This is a genomic window from Cupriavidus sp. 2TAF22 (genome assembly GCF_052115045.1).
Classification (GTDB): domain Bacteria; phylum Pseudomonadota; class Gammaproteobacteria; order Burkholderiales; family Burkholderiaceae; genus Cupriavidus.
Map to the genome: position 1 here is coordinate 14,160 of NZ_JBFRFX010000045.1, position 24,388 is coordinate 38,547.

General features: G+C 68.2%; 19 protein-coding genes. 10 read left to right on the forward strand and 9 right to left on the reverse strand.

Annotation, left to right across the window (positions count from 1 at the left end; all coding sequences use genetic code 11):
- Nucleotides 1–71 precede the first annotated feature (71 nt).
- The 5 genes from AB4Z48_RS34015 to AB4Z48_RS34035 all read right to left on the reverse strand — a co-directional run bounded on the left by AB4Z48_RS34015 (nucleotide 72) and on the right by AB4Z48_RS34035 (nucleotide 6,295).
- Nucleotides 72–926 carry an FAS1-like dehydratase domain-containing protein gene (locus AB4Z48_RS34015; protein WP_441622215.1) on the reverse strand — a complete coding sequence of 285 codons (855 nt, stop codon included), beginning with the start codon at nucleotides 924–926 and terminating at the stop codon, nucleotides 72–74.
- Nucleotides 923–1,798, reverse strand: a complete 876-nt coding sequence (locus AB4Z48_RS34020; protein ID WP_441622217.1) for an HpcH/HpaI aldolase/citrate lyase family protein — start codon at nucleotides 1,796–1,798, stop codon at nucleotides 923–925. Before AB4Z48_RS34020 ends, AB4Z48_RS34015 begins: the two co-directional genes overlap by 4 nt.
- Before the next feature lie 15 nt (nucleotides 1,799–1,813).
- Entirely contained in the window at nucleotides 1,814–3,199 is a 1,386-nt protein-coding gene (locus tag AB4Z48_RS34025) for an MmgE/PrpD family protein (protein WP_441622219.1), read from the reverse strand.
- A 715-nt stretch (nucleotides 3,200–3,914) separates the two neighbouring features.
- Nucleotides 3,915–5,114 (reverse strand): CaiB/BaiF CoA transferase family protein, encoded by a 1,200-nt coding sequence (locus tag AB4Z48_RS34030; RefSeq protein ID WP_441622221.1) that lies wholly within the window; start codon nucleotides 5,112–5,114, stop codon nucleotides 3,915–3,917.
- 11 nt (nucleotides 5,115–5,125) lie between these two features.
- On the reverse strand, nucleotides 5,126–6,295 hold the full coding sequence (locus tag AB4Z48_RS34035) for an acyl-CoA dehydrogenase family protein (protein ID WP_441622223.1): 1,170 nt from the start codon (nucleotides 6,293–6,295) through the stop codon (nucleotides 5,126–5,128).
- A gap of 512 nt (nucleotides 6,296–6,807) precedes the next feature.
- Here AB4Z48_RS34035 and AB4Z48_RS34040 point away from each other — a divergent pair.
- The 3 genes from AB4Z48_RS34040 to AB4Z48_RS34050 all read left to right on the forward strand — a co-directional run bounded on the left by AB4Z48_RS34040 (nucleotide 6,808) and on the right by AB4Z48_RS34050 (nucleotide 10,690).
- Nucleotides 6,808–7,779 carry a tripartite tricarboxylate transporter substrate-binding protein gene (locus tag AB4Z48_RS34040; RefSeq protein ID WP_441622271.1) on the forward strand — a complete coding sequence of 324 codons (972 nt, stop codon included), beginning with the start codon at nucleotides 6,808–6,810 and terminating at the stop codon, nucleotides 7,777–7,779.
- 137 nt (nucleotides 7,780–7,916) lie between these two features.
- Nucleotides 7,917–9,353, forward strand: coding sequence for a TldD/PmbA family protein (locus AB4Z48_RS34045; RefSeq protein WP_441622273.1), 1,437 nt, complete (start codon nucleotides 7,917–7,919; stop codon nucleotides 9,351–9,353).
- Nucleotides 9,353–10,690 carry a metallopeptidase TldD-related protein gene (locus AB4Z48_RS34050; RefSeq protein ID WP_441622225.1) on the forward strand — a complete coding sequence of 446 codons (1,338 nt, stop codon included), beginning with the start codon at nucleotides 9,353–9,355 and terminating at the stop codon, nucleotides 10,688–10,690. Before AB4Z48_RS34045 ends, AB4Z48_RS34050 begins: the two co-directional genes overlap by 1 nt.
- 80 nt (nucleotides 10,691–10,770) lie before the next feature.
- Here the strand turns inward: AB4Z48_RS34050 and AB4Z48_RS34055 are convergent, their stop codons facing one another.
- A complete protein-coding gene (locus AB4Z48_RS34055; RefSeq protein ID WP_441622227.1) occupies nucleotides 10,771–11,673 on the reverse strand; it encodes a LysR family transcriptional regulator in 903 nt (300 codons plus the stop codon).
- A 200-nt stretch (nucleotides 11,674–11,873) separates the two neighbouring features.
- On the opposite strand from AB4Z48_RS34055, the gene AB4Z48_RS34060 reads away from it, so the two are divergent.
- The 5 genes from AB4Z48_RS34060 (at nucleotide 11,874) to AB4Z48_RS34080 (ending at nucleotide 17,083) form a co-directional block, all read left to right on the forward strand.
- A complete protein-coding gene (locus AB4Z48_RS34060; RefSeq protein ID WP_441622275.1) occupies nucleotides 11,874–12,833 on the forward strand; it encodes a Bug family tripartite tricarboxylate transporter substrate binding protein in 960 nt (319 codons plus the stop codon).
- Between the two features lie 122 nt (nucleotides 12,834–12,955).
- Nucleotides 12,956–13,957 (forward strand): tripartite tricarboxylate transporter substrate binding protein, encoded by a 1,002-nt coding sequence (locus AB4Z48_RS34065; protein WP_441622229.1) that lies wholly within the window; start codon nucleotides 12,956–12,958, stop codon nucleotides 13,955–13,957.
- A 60-nt stretch (nucleotides 13,958–14,017) separates the two neighbouring features.
- Nucleotides 14,018–14,932: an SDR family NAD(P)-dependent oxidoreductase gene (locus AB4Z48_RS34070; RefSeq protein ID WP_441622231.1), complete on the forward strand. Its 915-nt coding sequence runs from the start codon at nucleotides 14,018–14,020 to the stop codon at nucleotides 14,930–14,932.
- Between the two features lie 4 nt (nucleotides 14,933–14,936).
- A complete protein-coding gene (locus AB4Z48_RS34075; RefSeq protein ID WP_441622233.1) occupies nucleotides 14,937–15,812 on the forward strand; it encodes a MaoC/PaaZ C-terminal domain-containing protein in 876 nt (291 codons plus the stop codon).
- Nucleotides 15,813–15,847: 35 nt separating this feature from the next.
- Nucleotides 15,848–17,083 (forward strand): CaiB/BaiF CoA transferase family protein, encoded by a 1,236-nt coding sequence (locus AB4Z48_RS34080; protein WP_441622277.1) that lies wholly within the window; start codon nucleotides 15,848–15,850, stop codon nucleotides 17,081–17,083.
- 26 nt (nucleotides 17,084–17,109) lie between these two features.
- On the opposite strand, the gene AB4Z48_RS34085 is transcribed toward AB4Z48_RS34080, so the two are convergent.
- From AB4Z48_RS34085 to AB4Z48_RS34095, 3 genes are all read right to left on the reverse strand, one after another.
- Nucleotides 17,110–17,286 carry a hypothetical protein gene (locus AB4Z48_RS34085; RefSeq protein WP_441622235.1) on the reverse strand — a complete coding sequence of 59 codons (177 nt, stop codon included), beginning with the start codon at nucleotides 17,284–17,286 and terminating at the stop codon, nucleotides 17,110–17,112.
- 554 nt (nucleotides 17,287–17,840) lie between these two features.
- Nucleotides 17,841–19,390 (reverse strand): IS3 family transposase gene (locus AB4Z48_RS34090; protein WP_441622237.1). Its coding sequence is split into 2 segments (ribosomal slippage): nucleotides 17,841–18,904 and nucleotides 18,904–19,390, totalling 1,551 coding nucleotides; the frame shifts between segments, so codons are not numbered across the junction.
- A gap of 646 nt (nucleotides 19,391–20,036) precedes the next feature.
- Nucleotides 20,037–21,212 (reverse strand): AraC family transcriptional regulator, encoded by a 1,176-nt coding sequence (locus tag AB4Z48_RS34095; RefSeq protein ID WP_441622239.1) that lies wholly within the window; start codon nucleotides 21,210–21,212, stop codon nucleotides 20,037–20,039.
- A gap of 324 nt (nucleotides 21,213–21,536) precedes the next feature.
- On the opposite strand from AB4Z48_RS34095, the gene AB4Z48_RS34100 reads away from it, so the two are divergent.
- A complete protein-coding gene (locus AB4Z48_RS34100) occupies nucleotides 21,537–22,529 on the forward strand; it encodes a tripartite tricarboxylate transporter substrate binding protein (RefSeq protein ID WP_441622241.1) in 993 nt (330 codons plus the stop codon).
- A gap of 45 nt (nucleotides 22,530–22,574) precedes the next feature.
- Nucleotides 22,575–24,332, forward strand: coding sequence for a long-chain fatty acid--CoA ligase (locus AB4Z48_RS34105; protein WP_441622243.1), 1,758 nt, complete (start codon nucleotides 22,575–22,577; stop codon nucleotides 24,330–24,332).
- Nucleotides 24,333–24,388: the final 56 nt, after the last annotated feature.

Here is a 24,388-nt window from a genome sequence, read left to right on the forward strand (position 1 = left end):
GTTTTCCCCGCCAGCTCCCGTTGTTGTTTTCTGCGTGGGTACCGGCGTCCTGCCTGTACAGCACGTGTCCGTCAGTTCTCCACCACGGCCCACGCCTCCATCGACTGGCCGCCGGCATCGTCGCCGGTCCAGAGCACGATCTTGCCCGGCGTGGCCGCATCGGGCACGCCGCCCACCGTCACGGTGTCGTGGTCGAACAGCGGCGCCAGCCCGCGGAAGCCGAAGCGGCGCACCCTGGCCGCCGGCATTTCGCGCGCCACCAGGTCGAGCGCGAGCACGGCCTGCAGCGGGCCGTGCACCACCAGGCCGGGATAGCCTTCCACGTCGCGCACGTAGTCGTGGTCGTAGTGGATGCGATGGCCGTTGAAGGTGAGCGCCGAGAAGCGGAACAGCATGACCGGATCGGCGTGCAGCTGGCGCTGCCACTTTGCCTGGTGCGCGAGGCGCGGTCGCGGCGGCAGCGGCTCGCCGGGCTCGGGCATGGCGCGATAGACCAGGTCGTGGCGCTCGTTCAGCGCGACTTCGCCGTCGACGCTCAGCACGTGCTCCACGGTGACGAACCACAGCTCGCCGCTGCGGCCCGTCTTGTATTCCACGTTGCGCACGGTGGAGGTGCGCGTGACGGTATCGCCCACGCGTAGCGGGCGCTTGAACTCGAGTTCGCCGCCGGCCCACATGCGGCGCGGCAGCGGCATCGGCGGCATGAAGCCGCCGAGCGCGGGATGGCCATCCTGGCCCAGCTCGCGCTGCGGCGCGCGCGGCAGGAAATACAGCCAGTGCCACAGGGGCGGCAGCGGGCCGCGCACGAGCGCGTCGCCGTCCAGGTCGAGGGTGGCGGCGAGCCCGGTCACGGGTTCGGGAGCAAGGGTCTCGGTGCGGCTTTCGCTGCGGCCGATCCAGGTACGCAGGTGTTCGAGCTGGGTCATGACGGGTTGGCTTGCTGGGCTTCGGGGTGGCCGGCGAGCGCGAGGATGCGCCGGGCTTGTTCGATGACGGGGCGGTCGACCATCTTGCCGTCGACCTGCACGGCATGGCTGCCGCCGGCGGTGGCGGCCAGCACGCGCTGCGCCCAGTCGAGCTGTTGCGCGGTGGGCAGGAAGCCCGCGCGCACGGCGGCGAGCTGGGCCGGGTGGATGCACAGCTTGGCGGCAAAGCCCAGCGCGCGCGCGTGGGCCACGTCGTCGGCCAGCACGGCTTCGTCCTTGAGCGCGGTGGTGACGCCGTCCACGGGCGGCGGCAGGCCGGCCACGCGCGAGGCCAGCGCGATGCGCGAGCGCGCCATCAGCAGCGCCTCGCGGGTGTGGGCGCAGCCCAGGTCCACGGCGAAATCGAGCGAGCCGAAGGCCAGGCGCGACACGCCCGGCGCGCTGGCCACCGCATCGATGTCATGCAGGCCGCGCGCGCTTTCGATGATCGCCACCACGCGGCCCTGCGGATTGACCTGGGCCAGCGCCTGGGCGATCTCGCCGAGCGCGACCGCGTCCTCGGCCTTGGGCACCAGCAGGCCGGCCAGCGGCGCGTCGGGCGGCAGCGCGCGCAGCCAGTCCATGTCGGCCGCGAATGCCGGCGAACTGGTGTCGTTGATGCGCACATAAGCCTGCGACTGCGCGCCGCGCGCGAGCAGCCAGGCGGCGATGGCGGTGCGCGCGGCGGGCTTGGCGTCCGGGTGCACGGCATCCTCGAGATCGAGGATCAGCGCATCGGGCGCGGCCGCCGCGGCTTTGTCGAAGCGTTCGGGCCGGTCGCCCGGCACGAACAGGTAGGTGATGGCGGTGGAAGCGTTGGATGCAGTGGACATGATGGCTCTCGAACGTTAGCGCGCGCCGGGCAGCCAGTCGTTGACGTTGGCCTGTTTCTCCAGCGCCCATACGCGGGCGATGATGGCGCGCATCTCGGCTTCGCTGCCGCCGTGGCGGAAGGCGCCCAGCTGCACCGCCTTGGCTTCCAGTTCCGGACGCGACAGCGTGTTGCCGGGGTCTCCCTTGGGCACGTCCACGCGCGCGCCCAGCGTGCGGCCGTCGGTGGTCCTGACGGTGACGCGGCCGATCCACTGGCGCGGATAGGCGGCATTGATCTCGGCGTCGAGTTCCATCTCCACCTTGTCGCGGAAGGCCGCCACCTGCGCATCCTGCAGCGCATGGTCTTCGAACTCGCCGAGGCCGGCGTGCGCGTGCACCGCGACCAGACCGAGCACCGTGCCCATCGAGAACTTGGCCTGGTGGATGGTCCTGGGATCGGTGACCGGGCCGAGCACGTCGATCGCGCCCTGGTGCACATGCGCGGTCACGGCGGCGATCTGGTCCGCGCGGACCTGGTCGCGCAGCATCAGCGCCTTGAGCGCGTCGGCCGCCGGGTGCGTGTGGCGGCACGAGGCGAAGAACTTGAACGAGGTCTCGGCGGTGGCCCAGCGCGTGCCCAGGCCATCGGTGAGCGCCGCCGGGTTGGCATCGCTCGACATGCCCGCCGCCATGCCCTGCGCGCCTTCCAGGATGCGCTTCGCGCCGGTGAAGCCAGCGCGCGCGATCCAGGCCGACATCAGCCCGTCCGCCGCGGCCTTGGCCGTGTGCAACTGCTTGGAATCCGCCGCGTCGCGCAGGAATTCCCACAGGCCGGCGGCCTGCGTGCCGGCCGAACCCAGTGCCTGGTTGATGCCTTCGGCGTCCATGCCGTAGAGCTTGGCCACCGCCGCGGCCGCCGCCAGCGTGCCCACCGTGCCGGTGGTATGGAACACGCGGTAGTGCGAACGGCCCATGAATTCGCCAATGCGGATGCCGGCCTCGTAGCCGGCGATGGACGCCAGCAGCACGTCCGCGCCGCTCTTGCCCTCCGCCTGCGCGGCGGCGATCACCGCCGGGAACACCACCGCGGCCGGGTGCAGCACGGAGCCGTTATGCACGTCGTCCTGCTCCACCACGTGCGAAGACGCGCCGTTGATCAGCGCGGCAAAGTACGGCGAGGTGCGGCGGCGGTCCACGAAGACCTCGGACGGGCCCTGCTGCGGGCCCATCGCCGCGACGAACTCCTGCAGCTTGCGCACCGCGGGCGCATCCTTGCCGGCGATCGCCGAGGCGATCCAGTCGAGGAAGAGGTCCTTGGTCTTTTCCACGACCTCCGCCGGCACGTCGGCCAGGGTGAAGCGGGCCAGGAAGTCGCAGAGCTGGCGGGTCGGATAGTTGTTCGTGTCGGATTGCTGGGTCATCTTCTTGCTCTGGTTCGTTTGTCCTGCAGTTCCTCGCTTGGGGCTCGCAGCTTCTGGTGGAGGCTGGTGCTTCAAAGTCAAGGGCTTCAAATTCAAAGTCAACTTCAAAGTCAAAGGCTTTCGCTCCCCCGGAGCGACCTGCCTTCTTTTTTCCGAAAAGAAAGTAGGCAAAGAAAGCGGACTGCCTGGCCGGCAGGGGCAGAGCCGAACAGGGTTGCGGAGGCTGTCGGTTTCGTCGTGGGGTTCGTGGTTGTGCTGGAATTCTGCCGTTTCCGGCTCGGGCGGCCACGACATAGGACCCTCGTGTTTTCGTGGTGGGCGGCTGGTGTCTGCGGTACTCTCACACGGGAGCCACCGCACCCACCACGAAACCAGTGCCGCCTCTATGACGTGTCCATTCGCGCCGGTCGCGGCAGCAGCTTGAATCACCCGGGCCACCGCCATCATGCAGCGGCGCCGCGAATCGGACACCTCCAGTGGTGTCGCCATGGTCCGCGCCGGTAGCGTCAGCAGCCTGATCGAAGCCAACGCCCCCACCACGAAACCACCATCAAAGCTGAAGTCTGAGCGCCCAGCCTTCTGCAAGAATCGCTTTCTTTTGGTTACTTTTCTTTTCGAGAAAAGAAAAGTGACACTTACATGTGTGCGAACGGGCTACCAAGCCCAAGCCGCCAGGCCCACAGTCACAAGCAGACTTCCACGCGCATACCCAAATTCAAACCACCTTCCGCTCCCTCAACTCAGCAATCCTCCCCTCCGAATACCCCAGCTCAGAAAGAATATCTCCACTATGCGCGCCAAGCGCCGGCACATCCCCCATCACCGGCTCCACGCCAGACAGGTTGGCCGGCGGCAACAACGCCCCGATCATCCCGCCCGGGCTGCTCACTTCCCGCCAGCGTCCGCGCGCGGCGAGCTGCGGATGATTCCAGACGGCCTCGATATCGTTCATCGGCGCGTTGGCGATCTGCGCCTGGTCGAGCAGCGCTTCCACCTGCGTCACCGTCATCGGCGCGAAGCGGGTCTCGATCAGCGCGGTCAGCTCGGCCCGGTTCTTCACGCGCCCCGAGTTGGAGGAGAAGCGCGCGTCCTTGAGCAGTTCGGGCTGGCCCAGCACCTTTTCGCAGAAGGCCTGCCATTCGCGTTCGTTCTGCAGGCCGAAGATCACGCTGCCGCCGTCGCCGGTGCGATGCACGCCGTAGGGCGCGATGGCCGGATGCGAGGCACCGAAGCGGGCCGGCGCCTTGCCGCCGTAGTGGCCGAAGTACAGCGCGTAGTTCATCCACTCGGTCAGCGCTTCGAGCATGGTGACCTCCACGCGCAGGCCGGTGCCGGTGCGCCCGCGCTGCAGCAGCGCGGAGAGGATGCCGGTGTAGGCGTACATGCCGGCCGCGATGTCGGCGATGGAGATGCCGGCGCGCGAGGGTTCGTCGGCGCTGCCGGTGATGCCGATCAGGCCGGCCGCGGCCTGGATCAGCAGGTCATAGGCTTTCTTGTCGCGGTAGGGGCCGGCATCGCCGTAGCCGGAGATGTCGCACACGATCAGCTTGCCGTAGCGGCCGTGCAGCGTATCGAAATCCAGCCCCATGCGCGCGGCGGCGCCGGGGGCGAGATTCTGCACCAGCACGTCGGCGTCGGCCAGCAAGCGGTGCAGCACGGTCTGCGCTTCCTCGTCCTTGAGGTCCAGCGTGAGGCTTTCCTTGCCGCGGTTGAGCCAGACGAAGTGCGAGGCCTGGCCGTTGACGGTCTCGTCGTAGCCGCGCGCGAAATCGCCCACGCCGGGGCGCTCCACCTTGATCACGCGTGCGCCGAGATCGGCCAGCTGGCGCGTGGCGAAGGGCGCGGCCACGGCGTGCTCGAGCGATACCACGCGGATGCCGTCGAGCGGGCGGATGCCCGGGTGCGATGCGAACATGTGCGCGGCCCTCAGAACGAACGCGGCAGCTCGAGCACGTGCTCGGCCACATAGGACAGGATCAGGTTGGTCGAGATCGGCGCGACCTGGTACAGGCGGGTTTCGCGGAACTTGCGCTCGATGTCGTACTCGGCGGCAAAGCCGAAGCCGCCGTGGGTCTGCAGGCAGACGTTGGCCGCTTCCCAGGAGGCATCGGCGGCCAGCAGCTTGGAGATATTGGCTTCCTTGCCGCAGGCCTTGCCGGCGTCGAACAGGGCAGCTGCCTTGTAGCGCATCAGGCTGGCGGCCTCCACGTTGACGTAGGCGCGCGCGATCGGGAACTGCACGCCCTGGTTCTGGCCGATCGGGCGGTCGAACACGATGCGGTCGCGCGCATAGTTGCTGGCGCGCTCGATGAACCAGTAGCCGTCGCCGATGCACTCGGCGGCGATCAGGATGCGCTCGGCGTTGAGGCCGTCGAGGATGTACTTGAGCCCCTTGCCTTCCTCGCCGATCAGGTTCTCGGCCGGGATCTCCAGGTTGTCGAAGAACAGCTCGTTGGTCTCGTGGTTGACCATATTGCGGATGGGGCGCACGGTCAGCCCCTTGCCGATGGCTTCACGCAGGTCCACCACGAACACCGACAGGCCCTCGGACTTGCGCTTGACCTGGTCCAGCGGCGTGGTGCGCGCCAGCAGCAGCATCAGGTCGGAGTGCTGCACGCGCGAGATCCACACCTTCTGGCCGTTGATGACGTAGCGGTCGCCCTTCTTCTCGGCGGTGGTCTTGAGCTTGGTGGTGTCGGTGCCGGTGGTCGGCTCGGTCACGGCCATCGACTGCATGCGCAGCTCGCCCGAGGCGATGCCGGGCAGCCAGCGCTGCTTCTGCGCTTCCGAGCCGTGGCGCAAGAGGCAGCCCATCACGTACATCTGGCCGTGGCAGGCGCCGGAATTGCCGCCATTGCGGTTGATTTCCTCCATGATCACGGAGGCCGCGGTCAGCGGCAGGCCGGAGCCGCCGAATTCCTCGGGAATCAGGGCCGACAGCCAGCCGGCCTTGGTCAGCGCCTGCACGAATTCTTCCGGGAAGGCGTTCTGTTCTTCCACGCGCTGCCAGTAGGCGGAATCGAAACCCGTGCATAGCGCACGCACGGCTTCACGGATATCGGGATACGGCTGGTCGTGCGTCTGCTCTGCGAACATGAAAAAGGCCCCGTTATTGGATTTAGCTTGCGGCCATTATTCCCGAGCCCCTCCCGCGCCGAAATTCGGATTTGCGAAAGAGCGGCTTAGCGCCCCCGGAAGCGCGCCCGGCGGGGAGCGCGCAAAGCGGTGCGGCATCGGCGCGGGACCGGACCGGGGCGGCGACCGGGACTGGAGAGGCGCCGGCACCACCCCTCGCGGCGCGCTTGCTGCCACATCCAGAGACTCCGGCTCCCTTCCGGGCGGCCTTGCCCACCCTTAGGGAAATCCGTATTGCCGTTGCGCCGCTTTGCCGCCACGCTTGCTGCACAAACAAGAAAGGCCGGCGCGGCCGTCCCCGGACCGGCGCGGCGAAGGACGACCAGTCCGCGAACGCGCCGGAAGGACCGGCCGGATACCTCAACACGATGGAGGCAGAGACAATGGCAAGCTACAAGGCGCAGGGGTCGCGACAAAGGCAGCAGACCGGCGGCAGGCAAGCAAGGACAGCCGGGCAGGCGCCCTGGCGCTGGATGGCGCTCGCCGCGCTGGGCACGGCGGCGGCACTGGCGCTGCCGTCCGGAGCGCGCGCCGCCGACGCCTATCCCGCCAGGCCGGTCACGATGGTGGTACCGTTCGCCGCGGGCGGCCCGACCGACGTGGTGGCGCGCACGCTGGCGGCGGCGATGTCGAAGAACCTGGGCCAGAGCGTGGTGGTGGAAAACCGGCTCGGCGCCGGTGGCACCGTCTCCGCCGCCTACGTGGCCAAGGCCGCGCCGGACGGCTACACCATCCTGATCCATCACAACGGCATGGCCACCGCGCCGGCGCTATACAGCAAGCTGTCCTACAAGCCGCTGACGGATTTCAGTTTCGTCGGGCAGGTGGCCGACGTACCGATGACCCTGCTGGGCCGCCACGACCTGCCGCCCAAGACCATGCCTGATCTGGTGGCCTACATCCGCCAGAACCAGGGCAAGCTCAACCTGGCCAATGCCGGCCTGGGCGCGGTCTCGCAGTTGTGCGGGATGCTGTTCCAGAAGGCCATCGGCGTGGACCTGACCGCCATTCCCTACCAGGGCACGGCACCCGCGATGACGGCCTTGCTGGGCGGCCAGGTCGACATCCTGTGCGACCAGACTACCCAGACCCTGCCGCATATCAAGGCCGACAAGGTCAAGCTCTACGGCGTGACCACCACCCAGCGCATCAAGTCGCTGCCGGGCGCGCCCACGCTCGCCGAAGGCGGACTCAAGGGCTTCGAGGTCAAGGTCTGGCACGGCGTCTACGCGCCACGCGGCACGCCGCCGGCCGTGATCGACCGGCTCAACGTGGCGCTGCGCGCCGGTCTCAGGGACCCCGCGGTGGCCGCCCGCCTGGCTGATCTGGGCGCGGAGATCGTGCCCGAGGACAAGCAGACGCCGGAAGGCCTGCGCACCTGGCTGCAGGCCGAGATCGAGAAATGGTCGCCGATCATCAAGGCGGCGGGCGTGCAGGCGGACTGAACCTGGCGGCGGCGGGCGTGGCGGCGCGGTAAGATCCGCTGCGGGGCGGCGAGGCTGGTGGCAAGGCAGGGTGCGTATTGCGCGCGCATTGCCGGCACCGCTTGCCGCCTGTTCCCGCAATCGTTCTCCAGGAGCCCATCGTGTTCGAACGCGTCAGGCAGGATTTCGCCGGCCTTGCCACCCGCGCCGAGTTTCACTCGCTGCGCCTGATCCGGGAGAGCGGCGAGGTTTGCACGCTGCGGCGCGGCGTGGCCGAGCCGCCTTCGCTGACGCGCGACGTGGGCGCGATGCTGACGGTGCGCCTGGGCGGCGTGGAGGCGTATGCCGCCACCAGCGATATCAGCGCCGCCGGCCTGCAGCGGGCGCTCGACAGCGCGGGCGAACTGGCGCAGCGCATCGCCGCGCACGGGCTGGTGGACATGCGTGGCCTGCCGGCGCCGCAAGGCAGCGCGCGCTACGCGTCGCCGGGCGCGGACGGCGCCTTTCCCGGCCTGGCCGAACGCTTCGCGCTGCTGGCCGAGGTCAGTGCCGGCGTGCCCGCGGACGCGCGCATCGTCAATTACGTGGCCTATCTCTCGCACCAGTTCCAGGAGCAGCTCTATCTGAACAGCGCCGGTGCCGAGCAATGGCAGGCACAGCGCTTCGTCTATCCCGGCATCAGCGTGACCGCCTTCGACGGCAGCGACAGCCAGACGCGCACCTTCGGCGGCTTCGGCAGCGGCCAGCAGGGCGGCTTCGAGGTGGTCGGGCGGCTCGGCTTTGCCGGTGCCGCGCCACGCGTGGCGGACGAGGCCCTGCAGTTGCTGCTGGCGCCCAATGCCCCCACCGGTCCCACCGACCTGCTGCTGATGCCCGACCAGATGATGCTGCAGATCCACGAATCGGTCGGCCACCCGCTGGAGCTGGACCGCATTCTCGGTGACGAGCGCAACTACGCCGGCACCAGCTTTATCCGGCTGGAGGACTTCGGCCACTACCAGTACGGCTCGCCGCTGCTCAACATCAGCTTCGATCCGGGCATTCCGGAGGAGCTGGGCAGCTACGGGCACGACGACGACGGCCAGCCGGCAAGCAAGGCTTTCCTGATTCGCGACGGCATCCTGCAGCGCCCGCTGGGCGGCGCGCTCTCGCAGTTCCGCAGCGGCCTGCCGGGCGTGGCCAACAGCCGCGCCAGCGGCTGGAACCGCCCGCCCATCGACCGCATGGCCAATCTCAACCTCGAACCCGGCGACCGTACGCTGGCCCAGCTGGTGGGCGGCATCGAGCGCGGCGTGCTGATGGCCACCAACCGCTCCTGGTCCATCGACGACGCGCGCAACAAGTTCCAGTTCGGTTGCGAGTGGGGCCGCCTGATCGAGGACGGCGAGATCAAGGGCGTGGTCAAGAATCCCAATTACCGCGGTGTCTCGGCCAATTTCTGGCGCAGCCTCGCCGCGGTCGGCGATGCCGGCACCCTCGAGGTCCACGGCACGCCATATTGCGGCAAGGGCGAGCCCAACCAGATCGTGCGCGTGGGGCATGCCTCGCCGGCCTGCGTGTTCCGGCAGGTCGAAGTCTTCGGGGGAGCCGCGTGATGAGAGAGGTGCAATCCCCGCAATCCATGTTCGCGGCGCTGGCCGACGACATGCGCGCCGCGCTGGCGCCGGGCGAGGCGTTCACGCTGTGGTACAGCGCGGAGTCCTCGGAATTCATCCGCTTCAACCGGGCAAAGGTGCGCCAGGCCGGACGCGTGACGCAGGCCACCGCGTGCCTGCGGCTGATCCGCGACGAGCGCCACGCCAAGAGCTGGATCACGCTATCCGGCGATCCGGCGGCCGACCGCGCGCGCCTGGCCGAGGGCCTGCGCCAGTTGCGCGAAGCGCTCGCCCAGTTGCAGCCCGATCCCTACCTGACGCTGGAGCGCGAGCCCTGGCAGCGCAGCTTCGCCGACGAGGCCGCGCCGCCGGACACCGGCCACGTGCTGGCCCGGATCGACGAGGCCGCGCGCGGGCTGGACCTGGTCGGCATCTACGCAGCCGGTCCCCTCTACCGCGGCTTCGCCAGCAGCTTCGGCGCCTTCGGCTGGCACGCCGCGCAGGCCTTTCACTTCGACTGGAGCCTGTTCCACGCCAACGGCCAGGCGGTCAAGGCCGACTATGCCGGCAGCCGCTGGGACGACGATGAATTTGCCGGCCGCTTCGCCGCGGCGCGCGCCCAGCTGGAACACCTCGGCAAGCCGGCACGCACGCTCGCCCCTGCCGACTACCGCGCTTACCTGGCGCCCGCGGCGCTGGACGAAGTGCTGGGCATGCTGAGCTGGGGCGGTTTTTCCGCGCGCTCGCTGGCGCAGAAGGAAAGCCCGTTGCAGCGCCTCTACGACGGGGCGGCGCAGCTGAGCGGGATGGTCGACATGGACGAGCGCGCCAGCGGCGCGCTGGCCCCGGCCTTCGGCCCCGAGGGCATTCCGCGCAGCGACGCCGCGCTGGTGCGCGCCGGCCTGCCGGTGGCGCGGCTGGTCTACCCGCGCAGTGCGCGCGAGTACGGCCTGGAGGTCAATTGCGCGGATGCCGGCGAGGCGCCGCATGCGCTCGCGCTCGGGGCCGGCACGCTGGCGCAGGCCGATGCGCTGGCCGCGCTCGGCACCGGGCTCTATATCGGCAATCTCTGGTATCTCAACTGGTCAGACGCGCCGGCCGGGCGCATGACCGGCATGACCCGCTTCGCCACCTTTTGGGTGGAAGACGGCCGCATCCAGGCGCCGCTTGGCACGATGCGCTTCGACGACAGCATCTACGGATTCCTGGGGGACCATCTCGAAGCGCTCACCCGCGAGCGCCAGTTGCGCGTGTCGAGCGGCACGTATGGCGAGCGGCAGACCGATTCGAGTCTGTTGCCGGGGGCGCTGACGGGAAGGCTGAGGCTGACGCTCTGATGACGGGGGCTTGAGGCCTGCTGCGCGGGCGGCCGCGCGCCTCGTGAACGCGGCGCCGGAACGACCGGGGCCGCGATCCCTTACACCGGCTCTTGCGCCGCGTCCTTCAGATACTGCACCAGGGTCTCGGCGAACTGCGGCAGCTCGCGCCCGGGGCGGCGCACCAGCCGCAGGTCGCGCTTGGCCCATTCGTCCTCCAGCGGGATAAAGCGCAGCACCTTGCGGCTGGCATAGCGCCGCGCGCAGCTGTTGGGCACGATGGCGATGCCCGCGCCGGCTTCCACCATGCGGCACACCGCGTCGAAACTGCCGAGCTGGATGCGCAGGCTGATGCGCTTGCCCATGCCACTGGCGATGCGGTCCAGGAAGGACTGGATGGCGCTGAACTGGTTGAGCCCGACGAAGCGGCAGGTATCGAGCAGGTCGGCGAAACGCAGGCGGGTGAACTGCGGCAGCGGGTGATTGACCGGCGCGATCACGATCAGCTCGTCGCTGCACAACTGCATCACTTCCAGGTCGTTGGTGGCGACTTCGCCGGCCACGATGCCGAGATCGGCCGCGCCCGCGCCGATCGAGGAGACGATGGCTTGCGAGAGCTGTTCTTCGAGCTCGATATCCACGTCCGGGTTCTCCGCCAGGAAGCGCGACAGCGCCGTGGCCAGGAAGGAGTTGGTGGCGGTGGTGTTGGCCAGCAGTCGCACGCGGCCCTTGACCCCCTTGGCGTAGGGGCGCAGGTCCGCGTGCAGGCATTCGAGCTCGCGGAACACCTCGCGCGCGTGAGACAGCAGCGCGTCGCCGGCCGGGGTCAGGCGCACGCCCTTGACCTGGCGGATCAGCAACTGGGTCTGGAAGGCTTCTTCGAGCTGCTTGATGCGCGTGCTGGCGGCGGGCAGCGAGAGAAAGCTGCGCTCGGCGGCGCGGGTCAGATTCTCGGTTTCGCCGACGTTGAGGAAGAGGCGCAGGTCGGTCAGGTCGTAATGCATTGTGTTTTGCTGGGCCAAAGGCCTCTTTTGTGAATCGTGAATAGCCATGTCTCCGCCGTCAATTTATCGTATTCGGCGTGGCAATAGAACCAAAATGGCCGGATCGCCCGTATTGCGCGGGCGGTTACCGGATAGTCCCGCGCGCCGCCGCGGGGCCACCCAGGAGGAGACATATGGATACCTTGCGCTACAGCGCCCGCATGCTGGCGGCCACGGCCACCGTACTTGGCTTCGCGGCGGGCCCGGCGGCCAGCGCCTTTGCCGCCTACCCCGACAAGCCGGTGCGCCTGATCGTGCCCGCGGCGGCGGGCGGCACGACCGATATCGCTTCGCGCCTGGTGGGCAAGCGGCTGGGCGAAGTGCTCGGCCAGCCGGTGGTGGTGGATAACCGCGCCGGCGGCGCCGGCATCATCGGCGTGCAGGCGCTGCGCCAGTCCGCCCCCGACGGCTACACGCTGATGATGGGCAATATCGGGCCCAATGCCATCAACTACGGCCTGTACCGGCAACTTCCCTACCGTGCCGAGGATTTCGCGCCGGTGACCATGGTGGTGTCGGTGCCCAATGTGCTGGTGGTCAACGCCAAGGTACCGGCGCGCTCGGTGGCCGAGCTGGTGGCGCTGGCCAAGGCGGAGCCGGGCAAGCTGTCCTTTGCCTCGTCGGGCACCGGGCAGTCGGTGCACCTGTCGGGCGAGCTGTTCAAGAAGCGCACTGGCATCGACATTATCCACGTGCCGTACAAGGGTGCCGCCCCCGCCGTGGCCGACCTGGTCGCCGGGCAGGTGACCATGATGGTGGACAACCTGCCCAGCTCGCTGCCGCAGATCCAGTCCGGCAAGCTGCGCGCGCTGGCAGTGACCAGTGCCACGCGCGTGGCCGAGCTGCCCGACGTGCCCACCATGAAGGAAGCCGGGCTCGACGATTTCCAGGTCACCGCATGGTTCGGCCTGGTGGCGCCGGCCGGCACGCCGCCGGCGGTGGTGTCGCGCCTGCAGAAGACCGTGGCCGCCATCCTGGCCGAGCCCGAGATCAAGACACGCCTGGCCGAACTCGGCGGCGTGCCGGGCGGCGACACGCCCGAGCACTTCGGCAATTTCATCAATGCGGAGCGCCAGCGCTGGGCAAAGGTGGTCAAGGACACCGGCATCCCCCTGCAGTGAGGCGCGCAATGCCGTGCGTTCGCACGGGCAGGCAGGCGCAGGACAGAAGCACGCGGAACCGCACGGAACCACACGGAACCACACAGAACCCGCCAGAACAAGGCAGATCCAGGAGACAAGGCATGGAAGCACTACCGGCACGCCCCCGCAGATCATGGCTCCTTGCCGCGCTGGCCGCGCCGCTGACGGCAGGCCTGCTGTGCGCCAGCGCAGCGGCGCTGGCCGATACCTGGCCCAGCAAGCCGATCCAGTTGCTGATCCCTTACCCGCCGGGCGGCAGCGCCGACCTGCTGGCGCGCCCGGTGGCGGCCAAGCTGCAGGAGCGGCTGGGCCAGCCGGTGGTGCTCGACTACCGGCCCGGCGCGGGCGGCACCATCGCCACCCAGCAACTGGCGCGCGCCAAGCCCGACGGCAACACGCTGATCGTGGTGCTGGCCGCGCATGCCATCAATGCCAGCCTCTACCCCAAGCTGCCGTACGACACCCGCAAGGATTTCGCGCCGGTCTCGCTGGTGGCCAACCTGCCGCTGATCCTGGCCGGCAGCCCGTCGCTGAAGGCGAAGACGGTGCCCGAGCTGATCGCGCAGGCCAGGGCCGAGCCCGGCAAGCTGACCTTTGCCTCGGCCGGCAACGGCAATACCGGTCACCTGGCCGGCGAACTGTTCGACAGCCTGGCCGGCGTGAAGATGACCCATGTGCCGTACAAGGGCAGCGCCCAGGTCGTCAACGCCATGTTGGCCGGCGAGGTGATGCTGACCTTCGACAGCATTTCCACCTCGATGCCGCATATCCGCAGCGGCCGGCTGCACGCGCTGGCCGTGACCAGCGGCAAGCGCGCCACGCTGGCGCCGGAGGTACCCACGCTGAACGAAGCCGGCGTGCCCGGCTTCGACATCAACGGCTGGTACGCGGTACTGGCGCCGGCCGGCACGCCGCCGGCCATCGTCGATCGCCTCAGCAAGGAAATCGCCTCGGTGCTGACCCAGCCCGACCTGCGCGCCAATCTCGCCGCCAACGGCTACGAGCCGGTGGGCTCCACGCCCGCCGCGCTGGGTGCGCATATCGATGCGGAGATCACGCGCTGGAGCAAGGTAGTGAAGGAATCCGGCGCGCGGCTCGAGTGAGGGCGCGCGCCCGCGAATTTTCGAATGATCGTAAGTAACGTGTAGACAGGAGTAGAAAACATGAGTGGATTGATGGCAGGCAAGGTAGCGCTGGTGACCGGCGCGGGTGGCGGCATCGGGCGCGGCGTCGCGCTGGAACTGGCCAAGGCGGGCGCGAAGGTGGTGGTCAACGACATCGGCGTGTCGCTTACCGGCGAAGGCGGCGACGCCGGCCCCGCGCAGCGCGTGGTCGACGAGATCCGCGCGGCCGGCGGCACCGCCGTGGCCAATACCGACAGCGTGTCGAGCTGGCAGGGCGCCAACGCCATCGTGCAATGCGCACTGGACAACTTCGGCCGCATCGATGCCGTGGTCAACAACGCCGGCAACCTGCGCGACCGCATGTTCTTCAAGATGAACGAGGAAGAATGGCGCTCGGTGATCGACGTGCACCTCAACGGCACCTTCTTCGTCAGCCGCGCCGCCGCCAATCACTTCAAGGACCAGGAAAGCGGTGCCTATGTCCACATGACCTCCACCTCGGGGCTGATCGGCAACCTCGGCCAGGCCAACTACTCGGCGGCCAAGCTCGGCATCGCCGCGCTGTCCAAGTCGATTGCGCTGGACATGGCGCGCTTCAATGTGCGCTCGAACTGCATCGCGCCGTTCGCGTGGAGCCGCATGACCAGCTCGATCCCGTCCGAGACGCCGGAAGAAAAGGCGCGCGTGGCCAAGCTGCAGAAGATGGAGGCCAACAAGGTCGCGCCGATGGCGGCCTTCCTCGCCAGCGATGCCGCGCATGAAGTCAACGCGCAGATCTTCGCCGTGCGCGCCAACGAGATCATCCTGATGAGCCAGCCGCGTCCGGTGCGCTCGGTGCACATGAGCGAGGGCTGGACCCCGGAATCGATCGCCGAGATCGCCATCCCCGCCATGCGCGGCAGCTTCTTCAAGCTCGAACGCTCGCCCGACGTGATCAACTGGGACCCGATCTGAAGCCATGCCGCTCGACTACAACCGCATCAAGCACTGGGACTTCCCGGAGGTCGTGCAGACCTACGGCGAGAAGGACTCCATCCTGTACGCGCTGGGCCTCGGCCTGGGCGAACAGCCGACCGATCCGCGCCAGCTGCGCTACGTCTACGAGGCGCAGCTCAAGGCTTTCCCGACGCAGGCCGTGGTGCTGGCCTACCCCGGCTTCTGGATGCAGGACCCGAAGAGCGGCATCGACTGGGTGCGCATCGTGCACGGCGAGCAGCGCCTGCGCCTGCATCGTCCGCTGCCGCCTTCGGGCACGGTGCGGGCGCGTGCCCGCGTCAGCCACGTGATCGACAAGGGCGCCGACAAGGGCGCGCTGGTGATAGTCGAGCGCACGCTGGTCGATGACGCCAGCGGCGCGGAGCTGGCCACGGTCACGCACACCACCTTCTGCCGCGCCGACGGCGGCTTCGGCCAGGGCGATGCCGCGCCCGAGGCGCTGCCGGCCGCGCCAGCGCGCGCGCCCGACGCGGTGCACAGCCTGGCGATCCTGCCGCAGGCGGCCCTGCTGTACCGCCTCAACGCAGACCCCAACCCGCTGCATGCCGATCCCGAAGTGGCGCGCGCGGCCGGCTTCGACAAGCCGATCCTGCATGGACTGTGCACGTACGGCGTGGCCGCCCGGGCGCTGGTGGACACCTTCGCCGGCGGCGACGGCGACCGCCTGCTCAAACTCGGCGTGCGTTTCTCGCGCCCGGTCTTCCCCGGCGAGACGCTGGAGGTGCGCATGTGGCGCGACGGCGAGCGCGATGGCGCGCACCGCGTGCTGTTCGACGCGCGCATCCCGGCGCGCGACGTCACCGTGCTCAGCCATGGTGTAGCGGAGGTCCGCGCATGACCACGATCCCGATGAAGGACGCGATGAACGACGCGATGAAAGGCGCAATGAAAAGCGCGCTCGACGGCGTGCGCGTGCTGGACCTGTCCCGCATCCTGGCCGGGCCGTGGTGCGCGCAGAACCTGGCCGACCTCGGCGCCGAGGTGATCAAGGTGGAGCGCCCCGGCGTGGGCGACGACACCCGCTCCTGGGGCCCGCCCTGGTTGCCCGATGGCGACGGCAAGCCCTCGCGCGACGCTACCTATTACGCTGGCGCGAACCGCGGCAAGCGCTCGGTCACGCTCGATATCGCCAGCCCGGAAGGGCAGGCCATCGTGCGCGAACTGGCCGCCAAGTCGCATATCGTGCTCGAGAACTACAAGGTCGGCGACCTCAAGCGCTACGGCCTGGACTACGAGAGCCTCAAGGCGATCAACCCGGCGCTGGTCTACTGCTCCATCACCGGCTATGGCCAGGAAGGCCCGAGCGCGCACAAGCCCGGCTACGACTTCATCTTCCAGGGCATCGGCGGCCTGATGAGCATCACCGGCGAGCGCGACGACCTGCCCGGCGGCGGTCCGCAGAAGGTCGGTGTGGCGGTGGTGGACATGTTCACCGGCATGTACGCCACCGTGGCGGTTCTGGCCGCACTGCGCCACGTCGAGCGTACCGGCGAAGGCCAGCGCATCGACATGGCGCTGCTCGACGCCGTGGTGGCGGTGGGCGCCACGCCCATCATCTCCCAGCGCGTCACCGGCAAGGTGCCGGGCCGCTTCGGCAATGCGCACGCCAACATGGTGCCGTACCACGTGTTCGCCACCGCCGACGGCTACATGATCGTGGCAGCCGGCAATGACGGCCAGTGGCAGGGATACTGCCGCGGCGTGGCGCGCCCGGACCTGGCACAGGACGAACGCTTCGTCACGGGGCCGGGGCGCATCGTCAACCGCGCCGTGCTGGTGCCCCTGCTCGAAGCGCATATGCGCACGCGCGGCACCGCGCACTGGGTGGAAGCGCTGGAGCGCGAAGGCATTCCGTGCGGCCCCATCAACGACTACGCCCAGGTGCTGGAAGACCCGCAGGTCAGGTACCGCGAACTGCAGGTCGACATGGTGCGCAGCGATGGCGGCGTATGTCCCACGGTGAAAAGCCCGCTGCGGCTGTCGGCCACGCCGGTGCGCTACGACGCGGCTGCGCCGCGGCTGGGCGAGCATACGGATAGTGTGCTTGGCGATATTTTGGGGATGTCGGCGGAGCGGATCGAGGGGTTGCGGGGGAAGGGGGTGATATGAGGGGGGGATGGCTTTGAGGTATTAACTTAAAAGTCAAAGGCTTTTTTAAAGTCAACTTCAACTTTAAAGTCAACTTCAACTTTAAGGTCAAAGTCAACATCAAAGTCAAAGGCTTTCGCTCCCCCGGAGCGACCTACTTTCTTTTTTCCGAAAAGAAAGTAGGCAAAGAAAGCGGACTGCCTGGCCGGCAGGGGCAGAAACATTGGGGTTGCTGGTTGTCGGTGGTTTCGTCGTGGGGACCGTGGTTCTGCTGGCATCCTGCCGTTACCGGTGCGGGCGGCCACGATCTTGCTAGCGGTGTTGGTTTCGGGGTCAGACCTATGATGGCGAGCACACTGCCTGTCCGGCCATCTGCCGTTACCGGCTTAAGCGACCACGACATAGCACCCTCTTGGTTTCGTGGTGGGCGTGGTGGACCGGGGCGCGGGTGTCGGCGGGTACTCCCGCGCGGGAGCCACCGCGCCCACCACGAAACCAGYGCCGTTCCCAYGWCGTGCCCATCCGCCCCGGTCGCGGCAGCAGCTTGAMYYACCTGGRCCMACRCCATCATGCAGCGCCACCACGAATCCAGCGYCGCTYGCWGGATAGYGRCCGCCAAWACCGGTAACGGCAGGATGCSRGCAGAACCRCAGGCCCCACSACGAAACCACCATAACAGGAAACCCCAATGTTTCTGCCCCTGCCGGCCAGGCAGCCCGCTTTCTTTGCCTACTTTCTTTTCGGGCGGCGTGTGTCAAGGTAGTTGTCGCCTCAGCCGTTACGCTGCTTGCTTGTAATTCTCTCCGTTTTGCTGCGCTCGCTCCGGGTTCAGGTACACAGCATCTGGGAGTTCCCAGTTGCGGATGCCCGCGGTCCAACGCTGCGGATTCTGGGCGCGCGCGACTTCATACAGTGCCGTTCTCTGCGCCAATAGAGCGGTGGCTGTGCCCTGATGCCGCTGGTTGGGCGTAACGTATTTCAGGCTGCTGTGTCGGTGCTCGTCGTTATACCAACGCACGAAGCGCAGCACCCAGTCACGCGCTTGTTTCAGGCTATCGAACGGGCGTTCCGGCCACATCGGGCAGTACTTTGCCGTGCGGAACAACGCTTCGGCAAAGGCGTTGTCGTTACTCACCCTGGGCCGACTGTAGGATGGCACCACGCCTAGGTCATACATCGCTGCCAGCATGGTGGCCCCTTTCATGGCCTTGCCGTTGTCCGAGTGCAGCACCAGCGGACGACCCGCTGTCTGCTCCCGCAAACAGCCGTGCATCAGCAGGCGGCTCGCGTGCTCAGCCGTCTGGCTCTCATGCACCTCGTTGGCTACCAGCTTGCGGCTGTAGATGTCCTTCATCATGTACCAGTAGAAGAACTTGCCCTTGACCGTAGTCGGCAGCCAGGTGATGTCCCAACACCACACCTGGTTCGGACCCGTGGCCCGGTGCGTCGTTGGCGGGCGCGTGCACGGGGCCTTGCTGCGGCCACGCCGACGGCTTTGTCCCGCTTCATGCAGCACCCGGTAGATCGTCGATACCGATCCCACGTAGATACCCTCATCCGCCAGCTTCGGCACGATCTGGTGCGGCGTCAGGCTCGCGTAACCTGGCTGGTTCGCCGCCCTCAGCACCGCCTGCCGTTCGGCTTCGCTGAACTTGTTGGCCGGTGCATCACGGCGCGCGTCAAGCCGCCCGTCGGCGGGGGCTTGTCGCCAGCGCTGCATGGTCCGCTCGGTCAAACCGAGCGCCTCGCAGGCCTTCGCCTGCCGGGCCCCGGCGCTTACGGCTTCATCGATCAACGCTATGGCTTCCAAGCGATCCGGGGTGCTGATCAGTCTTCCTCGTCCCGTCCCCAGATCGCTGCGGCTTTTTTTTGCAAGACCAGCAGTGCCGCCGTCTCCGCCAGCGCCGCATTCTTACGCTTGAGCTCGCGTTCCAGCTCACGCACTCGCCTGCGCGCCGCTTCGTCTTCGCGCCGCTGCGCCAGCGTTCGCTTGACGGGGGTCGCCGCATTGGCCTGCTCGCACGCCTCACGCCATTGCTGAATCTGCTCCGGCTGGATGCCCTTTGCGCGGCAGTACTCCGACAACTCCGCTTCGCTTAGCGGCGCTGTCTCCAACACAACGCGAAACTTGTCCGCGCTGGACCATTGATCACTCTGCTTTCCGTCACCCGGCACAATTCTTCCTGCTTCTCTCGCTAGCCTGCGCCACGTCCGCAAGGTCACCGGCGTGATCCCTGTGGCCTTGGCTAACTCCACTACCGACCGGTTCAGCGGCGGCATCATCTGCTCCACCACCCATTCCCGATGCTCGGTTGTATATCGTGTCATCACCTATTCGCACACACCGCCTTCCATTTTGCTTCACCAAGGAGACGGAGGCGACAAGTATCCTGACATGGAGGGCGGGGAAAAGAAAGTAGGTCGCTCCGGGGGAGCGAAAGCCGTTGACGTTGACTTTGATTTAGATGTTGACTTTGATTTCGACGTTGATTTTGATTTTTTCTTAATAAAGATTTCTTATTTTAAATAAATTAAGAACAAAAAATATCGGTCTTTGCTTTGAACCAGAGCCCCCGTTTCTATTGACAAGAGGCTTCGGCACGACTGTGGCCGCTCATTTCCACGTGAGGGTGGCGGGCCCGCAGCGAGGGTGGAAATACCGGGGAATGAAAGCAACCGGCCAGCCCGAAGGCTGCCTCGCCCGGCCCGCCTCGGGATTGTAGGCGCGCGCGAACGCATCGGACACAAAAAAGCCACAAATGCGGCTGTCCGTCTTTCATTTCTTCGGGTTTCCACGCCCGGTCACCATTGTGTGATGACGGGTGAATTCTGGCGCAGCCGCCGAGAGAAAGTCAATCAATGTCCCGAATCGCGTAACTTGAATGCGGCAATCGACCCGTGTCGATGCCAGCGCGGCACGGCAATGCCCCAGCCTGGCCAGGCACAGCTAGCACTCCCCGAGCAACGCCAACCCCTACGCCGCACACCCCATCATCTGCCGCTGCCGATACTCCCCCGGCGCCACGCCCGTCCACTTCTTGAACGCCCGGTGGAACGTGCTCGGCTCCGAAAACCCCACCCTTAGCGCGACCTGCTGCAATGGCAGGTCGGTGTGCTCCAGGAAGCCGATGGCCGCATCGCGCCGCAGGCTGTCCTTGATGCTCTGGTAGCCCCGGCCCTCGTCGCGCAGCCGGCGGCGCAGGGTTTGCGGGGTCAGCCGCAGGGTTTCGGCCATTTGTTCCAGCGAAGGCAGTTCGCCGTCGAGATGGCAGCGCAGGTGCCGGCGGATGCGCTCGGCCAGGCAGGAGTCGTCGCGGTAGCGGGTCAGCAGGTTGCGCGGCGTGTCCTGCAGGAAGGCCTGCAAGCTGGCGGCGTCCTGCACCACCGGCAGGCGCAGCCAGCCGGCGTCGAAATGCAGCGCGGTATGTGGCTGGCCATAGCGGACCTGTGTGTTGAACACGCGTTCCGTGTCGGTGCGCTTTGCGGGCCTGCCGCCGCGCTCCGGGGCGGGGGCGGCCAGGTCCACGCCGGTCAGCGGGATGCGCTGGGCCACCAGCCAGTTGGCCACGCCATAGGCCTGGAAGGCGAAGGTCGATTCGGCATACAGGCGGCACGCCGTGGCGGGCGCGCGCGGCACCAGCAGCAGGGTGGCGATGCCGGCGTGCTGCTGCAGGCGCGGTACGAAATCATCCAGGTGCAGCCGGTATTGCTGCAGGCCGACGCGCAGCGCGTCTTCGAGCGTGGCGCAATGGATGAGCGCGCGGCATGACTGGGCGAACACACCCGGCTTGAGCGGCCGGTTCAGCAGGCCCCAGAACTCGTCGCGCGTGACGCGGCGCATGCTGCGCATCAGCGCGGCGAACTGGTCCTCGGTCACGCGCGCGCTGGCCGACTGCAGCAGGGCGGGGGAGATCCCGGCGCGACGCAGCAGGGCGTCGATATCGCAGCCGAGGCGGCGCGCGCCCAGCAGGATCTGCTGGAGCTGCAGCACGGAAATGGTATGGGTGTGGCGCGCGGCGGGCCGCGCGCCGGCATGCCGGGCGGGCTGCGCGATCGGCGCGGGCGTCCCGGCGGCGTCGAGCCGTGGGCGTGCCGCGAACGAAACGGGTAGCGGCGCGGGCGTGCCCGCGCCGGATGCGACGATATGCATGGTCTCCTCGTCCTCATTGCCGTCGGTTTCGGCATGCGCGCGCTTTGTTGCGCCGCGGCATGGCCGCTGAAGCGGACCCGTCTGGCGATGCCGGATCTCTGCCGGCTATGGCGCCAGTAAGCCTGACGCCACGGGCGCCGACAATCCGGATTTACCAAAGGCAGGCTTTTGCCTGAGCGATTCGGCCAATCATTTTGGGCCGAATGGTCATTGTCCACGCAGCGCAGCATCGCGCAATCTGAGCATCGGCCGCGCGCCATCCTCCGGCGCCATTCCCGCCGTCCCCCGCGGACGCATTTCCGTGCACGTCACTCAGGAGCAGCGATGCAGCAAACACGCCGCAAGGCATTGCAGCAGATCGGCGCCGGCGCCCTCGCCGCCGGCGGTCTCGGGCTGGGCCTGGCGCCGGCGCGCGCCCAGGCTTTCCCGTCCAAGCCGGTCCGCCTGGTGGTGCCTTACCCGGCTGGCGGCGCCACCGACGTGCTGGCGCGTGCCGTCGGCGAGTCGCTCGGCAAGCTGTGGCAGAAGCCCATTGTGGTGGAGAACCGCCCGGGCGCCAGCGGCATGATCGGCGCGGATGCCGTGGCCAAGGCCGACCCGGATGGCCATACCGCGCTGCTGACCATCACCACGCTGGTCCAGGCGCCCAGCCTCTACACCAAGGCGCCGTTCGACCCGGTGCGCGATTTCGCCCCGGTGTCGCAGCTCGGCACCACCAGCCTGGTGTTCGCGGTGCACAACTCGGTGCAGGCCACCACGCTGGCCGAGTTCATCGCGCTGGTGAAGTCCAGGCCGCGGCAGTTCAACTACGGCTCCTTCGGCACCGGCTCGAGCGGCCATCTCTACGGCGAGGTCTTCAACGAAGCAGCCGGGCTGGACATGACCCATGTCTCATACAAGGGCGAGGCGCCCGAGCTGAACGACCTGCTCGGCGGCCAGGTGCCGGCGGCCATCATCTCGGTGATGGGCGCGCGCCCGCATATGGCCTCGGGCCGCCTGCGCGCGCTGGCGGTGACCGGCCCGGCGCGCGCGCCACAACTGCCCGACGTGCCCACCTTCCGCGAATGCGGCATCGCGGGCATGGATTCGATGGGCTGGTTCGGGCTGCTGCTGCCCGCGGCCGCCCCGCGCCCGGTGGTGGAGAAGTTCTCCGCCGACGTCAACCGCGTGCTGGCGTTGCCCGCCGTGCGCGGGCGCATGAACGACATGGGCGTGGTGCTTTCGGGCAGCACGCCGGACGCCTTCGCCGACACCATGCGCAGCGACTATGCCCGCTGGGGCAAGGTGATCCGCACCCGCAATATCCGCCTTGACTAGCGCCGTGCCGGCGGCGGCCGGCGCCTTACCCTTACCCGTCTTCCGATGACCCCAGCCGATTCCGTTCCCACGCACGCTTCCTCCGCTCCCGCCTACCGCTCTGCCTTCTGGCCGCCCGGCATGCCCGGCCAGGTACGGGTGCCGCGCACCAGCCTGGCCTACAACGTGGAGGTTGCCGCGCGGCGCTATCCGGACAAGACCGCGATCCAGTATTTCGGCAACGCCATCACCTACGCCAGCCTGCAGGCGCAGATCGAGCGCATGGCGGGCTACCTGCAGCACGCCTGCGGCGTGGCCGCGGGCGAGCGCGTGGTGCTGTTCAGCCAGAACTGCCCGCAGTTCATCGTGGCCTACTACGCCATCCTGCGCGCCGGGGCGGTGGTGGTGCCGGCCAATCCGATGTGGCTGACCGCGGAGCTCGAGCATGTGGTGGAAGACAGTGGGGCGGTGGCGGCGTTCGTCGCGGCCGAGCTGTATCCGCGCATCGCACCGTTGCATGGCGCCCGCCTGCCGCATCTGATCGTGCACCAGTACGGCGACCTGCTCGGCGACGCCGGCCCGCTGGTGCCCGCATGGCTTCACGAGCGCGCGCCGCTGCCCGCATCCGCGCCCGCCGGCGCCACGCTCGCGCAATGGATGCAGGCTGACGCCGCGGGCCATCGCCCGCGCGCGGACGAGGCCGGCTACGACACCCTGTGCATGCTGGCCTATACCTCCGGCACCACCGGCCACCCGAAGGGCTGCATGCATACGCACGGCACGCTGATGAGCGCGGCCGTGGGCTCGCAGCTGTGGCGCAGCGCCAGTCCCGACAGCGTGACCCTGTCGGTGGCGCCGATGTTCCACCTGCTTGGCATGCAGAACGGCATCCATGCCCCGCTCTACCTGGGCGCCACCATCGTCCTGCTGCCGCGCTGGGACCGCGCGCTGGCAGCAGAGCTGATCGAGCGCTACCAGGTCACCACCTGGGGCGCGCCGCCGGCCATGCTGGTGGACTTCTTCGCGCAGCCCGACATCGCGCAGCGTGATCTTTCCAGCCTTGCCTACCTGGGCGGCGGCGGCGCGGCCATGCCCGACGCGGTGGCGACCATGCTGCAGGAGCGCTTCGGCCTGCCCTATGTCGAGGCCTATGGCCTGACCGAGAGCGCGGCCTTCCTGTTGTCCAACCCGCGCCATCGGCCCAAGCGCGAATGCCTGGGCATCGCCACCTTCGGCGTGGACGCGCGCGTGATCGACCCACATACGCTGGCCGAGCTGCCGCAGGGCGAAGTGGGCGAGATCATCACGCACGGCGCGCAGATCATGCTGGGCTACTGGCGCAACCCGCAGGCCAACGCCGAATCGTTCATCGAGATCGGCGGCAAGCGCTTCCTGCGCACCGGCGACCTGGGCTTCATGGACGCGGACGGCTATTTCTTCATGCGCGACCGGCTCAAGCGCATGATCAACGCCTCCGGCTTCAAGGTCTGGCCGGCCGAAGTGGAGAACCTGCTCTACGGCCATCCGGCCATCCACGAGGCCTGCGTGATCGCCGCGCGCGACGAGCGCCGCGGCGAGACGGTCAAGGCGGTAGTCGCGCTCAAGGCCGCCGCGCGCGGCACGCCCGAGGCCAGCGCCGAACAGATCATGGCGTGGTGCCGCGAGCGGCTCGCCGCCTACAAGGTGCCGCGCATCGTCAGCTTCGTCGATGCGCTGCCCAAGTCCGCCACCGGCAAGATCCAGTGGCGGGCGCTGCAGGAGCAGGAACAAGCGCAAGGCGGCACGGCCGCCGCCGCGGGCGTGGGCGCCTCCGGCCCGGACTGAGGCGGAACAAGGCAGGCACGGCAAGTACGGCAAGCACGGCAAAGACAAGAGATCAC

What these genes read in the sequence shown, in the direction of transcription:
- AB4Z48_RS34060 (WP_441622275.1), top strand. Translation starts at nt 11,874, where the DNA reads ATGCTGGCGGCCACGGCCACCGTACTTGGCTTCGCGGCGGGCCCGGCG.
- AB4Z48_RS34030 (WP_441622221.1), bottom strand. Translation starts at nt 5,114, where the DNA reads ATGTTCGCATCGCACCCGGGCATCCGCCCGCTCGACGGCATCCGCGTG.
- AB4Z48_RS34025 (WP_441622219.1), bottom strand. Translation starts at nt 3,199, where the DNA reads ATGACCCAGCAATCCGACACGAACAACTATCCGACCCGCCAGCTCTGC.
- AB4Z48_RS34080 (WP_441622277.1), top strand. Translation starts at nt 15,848, where the DNA reads ATGAAAGGCGCAATGAAAAGCGCGCTCGACGGCGTGCGCGTGCTGGAC.
- AB4Z48_RS34035 (WP_441622223.1), bottom strand. Translation starts at nt 6,295, where the DNA reads ATGTTCGCAGAGCAGACGCACGACCAGCCGTATCCCGATATCCGTGAA.
- AB4Z48_RS34070 (WP_441622231.1), top strand. Translation starts at nt 14,018, where the DNA reads ATGAGTGGATTGATGGCAGGCAAGGTAGCGCTGGTGACCGGCGCGGGT.
- AB4Z48_RS34100 (WP_441622241.1), top strand. Translation starts at nt 21,537, where the DNA reads ATGCAGCAAACACGCCGCAAGGCATTGCAGCAGATCGGCGCCGGCGCC.
- AB4Z48_RS34085 (WP_441622235.1), bottom strand. Translation starts at nt 17,286, where the DNA reads ATGTTTCTGCCCCTGCCGGCCAGGCAGTCCGCTTTCTTTGCCTACTTT.
- AB4Z48_RS34050 (WP_441622225.1), top strand. Translation starts at nt 9,353, where the DNA reads ATGAGAGAGGTGCAATCCCCGCAATCCATGTTCGCGGCGCTGGCCGAC.
- AB4Z48_RS34055 (WP_441622227.1), bottom strand. Translation starts at nt 11,673, where the DNA reads ATGCATTACGACCTGACCGACCTGCGCCTCTTCCTCAACGTCGGCGAA.
- AB4Z48_RS34020 (WP_441622217.1), bottom strand. Translation starts at nt 1,798, where the DNA reads ATGTCCACTGCATCCAACGCTTCCACCGCCATCACCTACCTGTTCGTG.
- AB4Z48_RS34095 (WP_441622239.1), bottom strand. Translation starts at nt 21,212, where the DNA reads ATGCATATCGTCGCATCCGGCGCGGGCACGCCCGCGCCGCTACCCGTT.
- AB4Z48_RS34075 (WP_441622233.1), top strand. Translation starts at nt 14,937, where the DNA reads ATGCCGCTCGACTACAACCGCATCAAGCACTGGGACTTCCCGGAGGTC.
- AB4Z48_RS34065 (WP_441622229.1), top strand. Translation starts at nt 12,956, where the DNA reads ATGGAAGCACTACCGGCACGCCCCCGCAGATCATGGCTCCTTGCCGCG.
- AB4Z48_RS34015 (WP_441622215.1), bottom strand. Translation starts at nt 926, where the DNA reads ATGACCCAGCTCGAACACCTGCGTACCTGGATCGGCCGCAGCGAAAGC.
- AB4Z48_RS34105 (WP_441622243.1), top strand. Translation starts at nt 22,575, where the DNA reads ATGACCCCAGCCGATTCCGTTCCCACGCACGCTTCCTCCGCTCCCGCC.
- AB4Z48_RS34040 (WP_441622271.1), top strand. Translation starts at nt 6,808, where the DNA reads ATGGCGCTCGCCGCGCTGGGCACGGCGGCGGCACTGGCGCTGCCGTCC.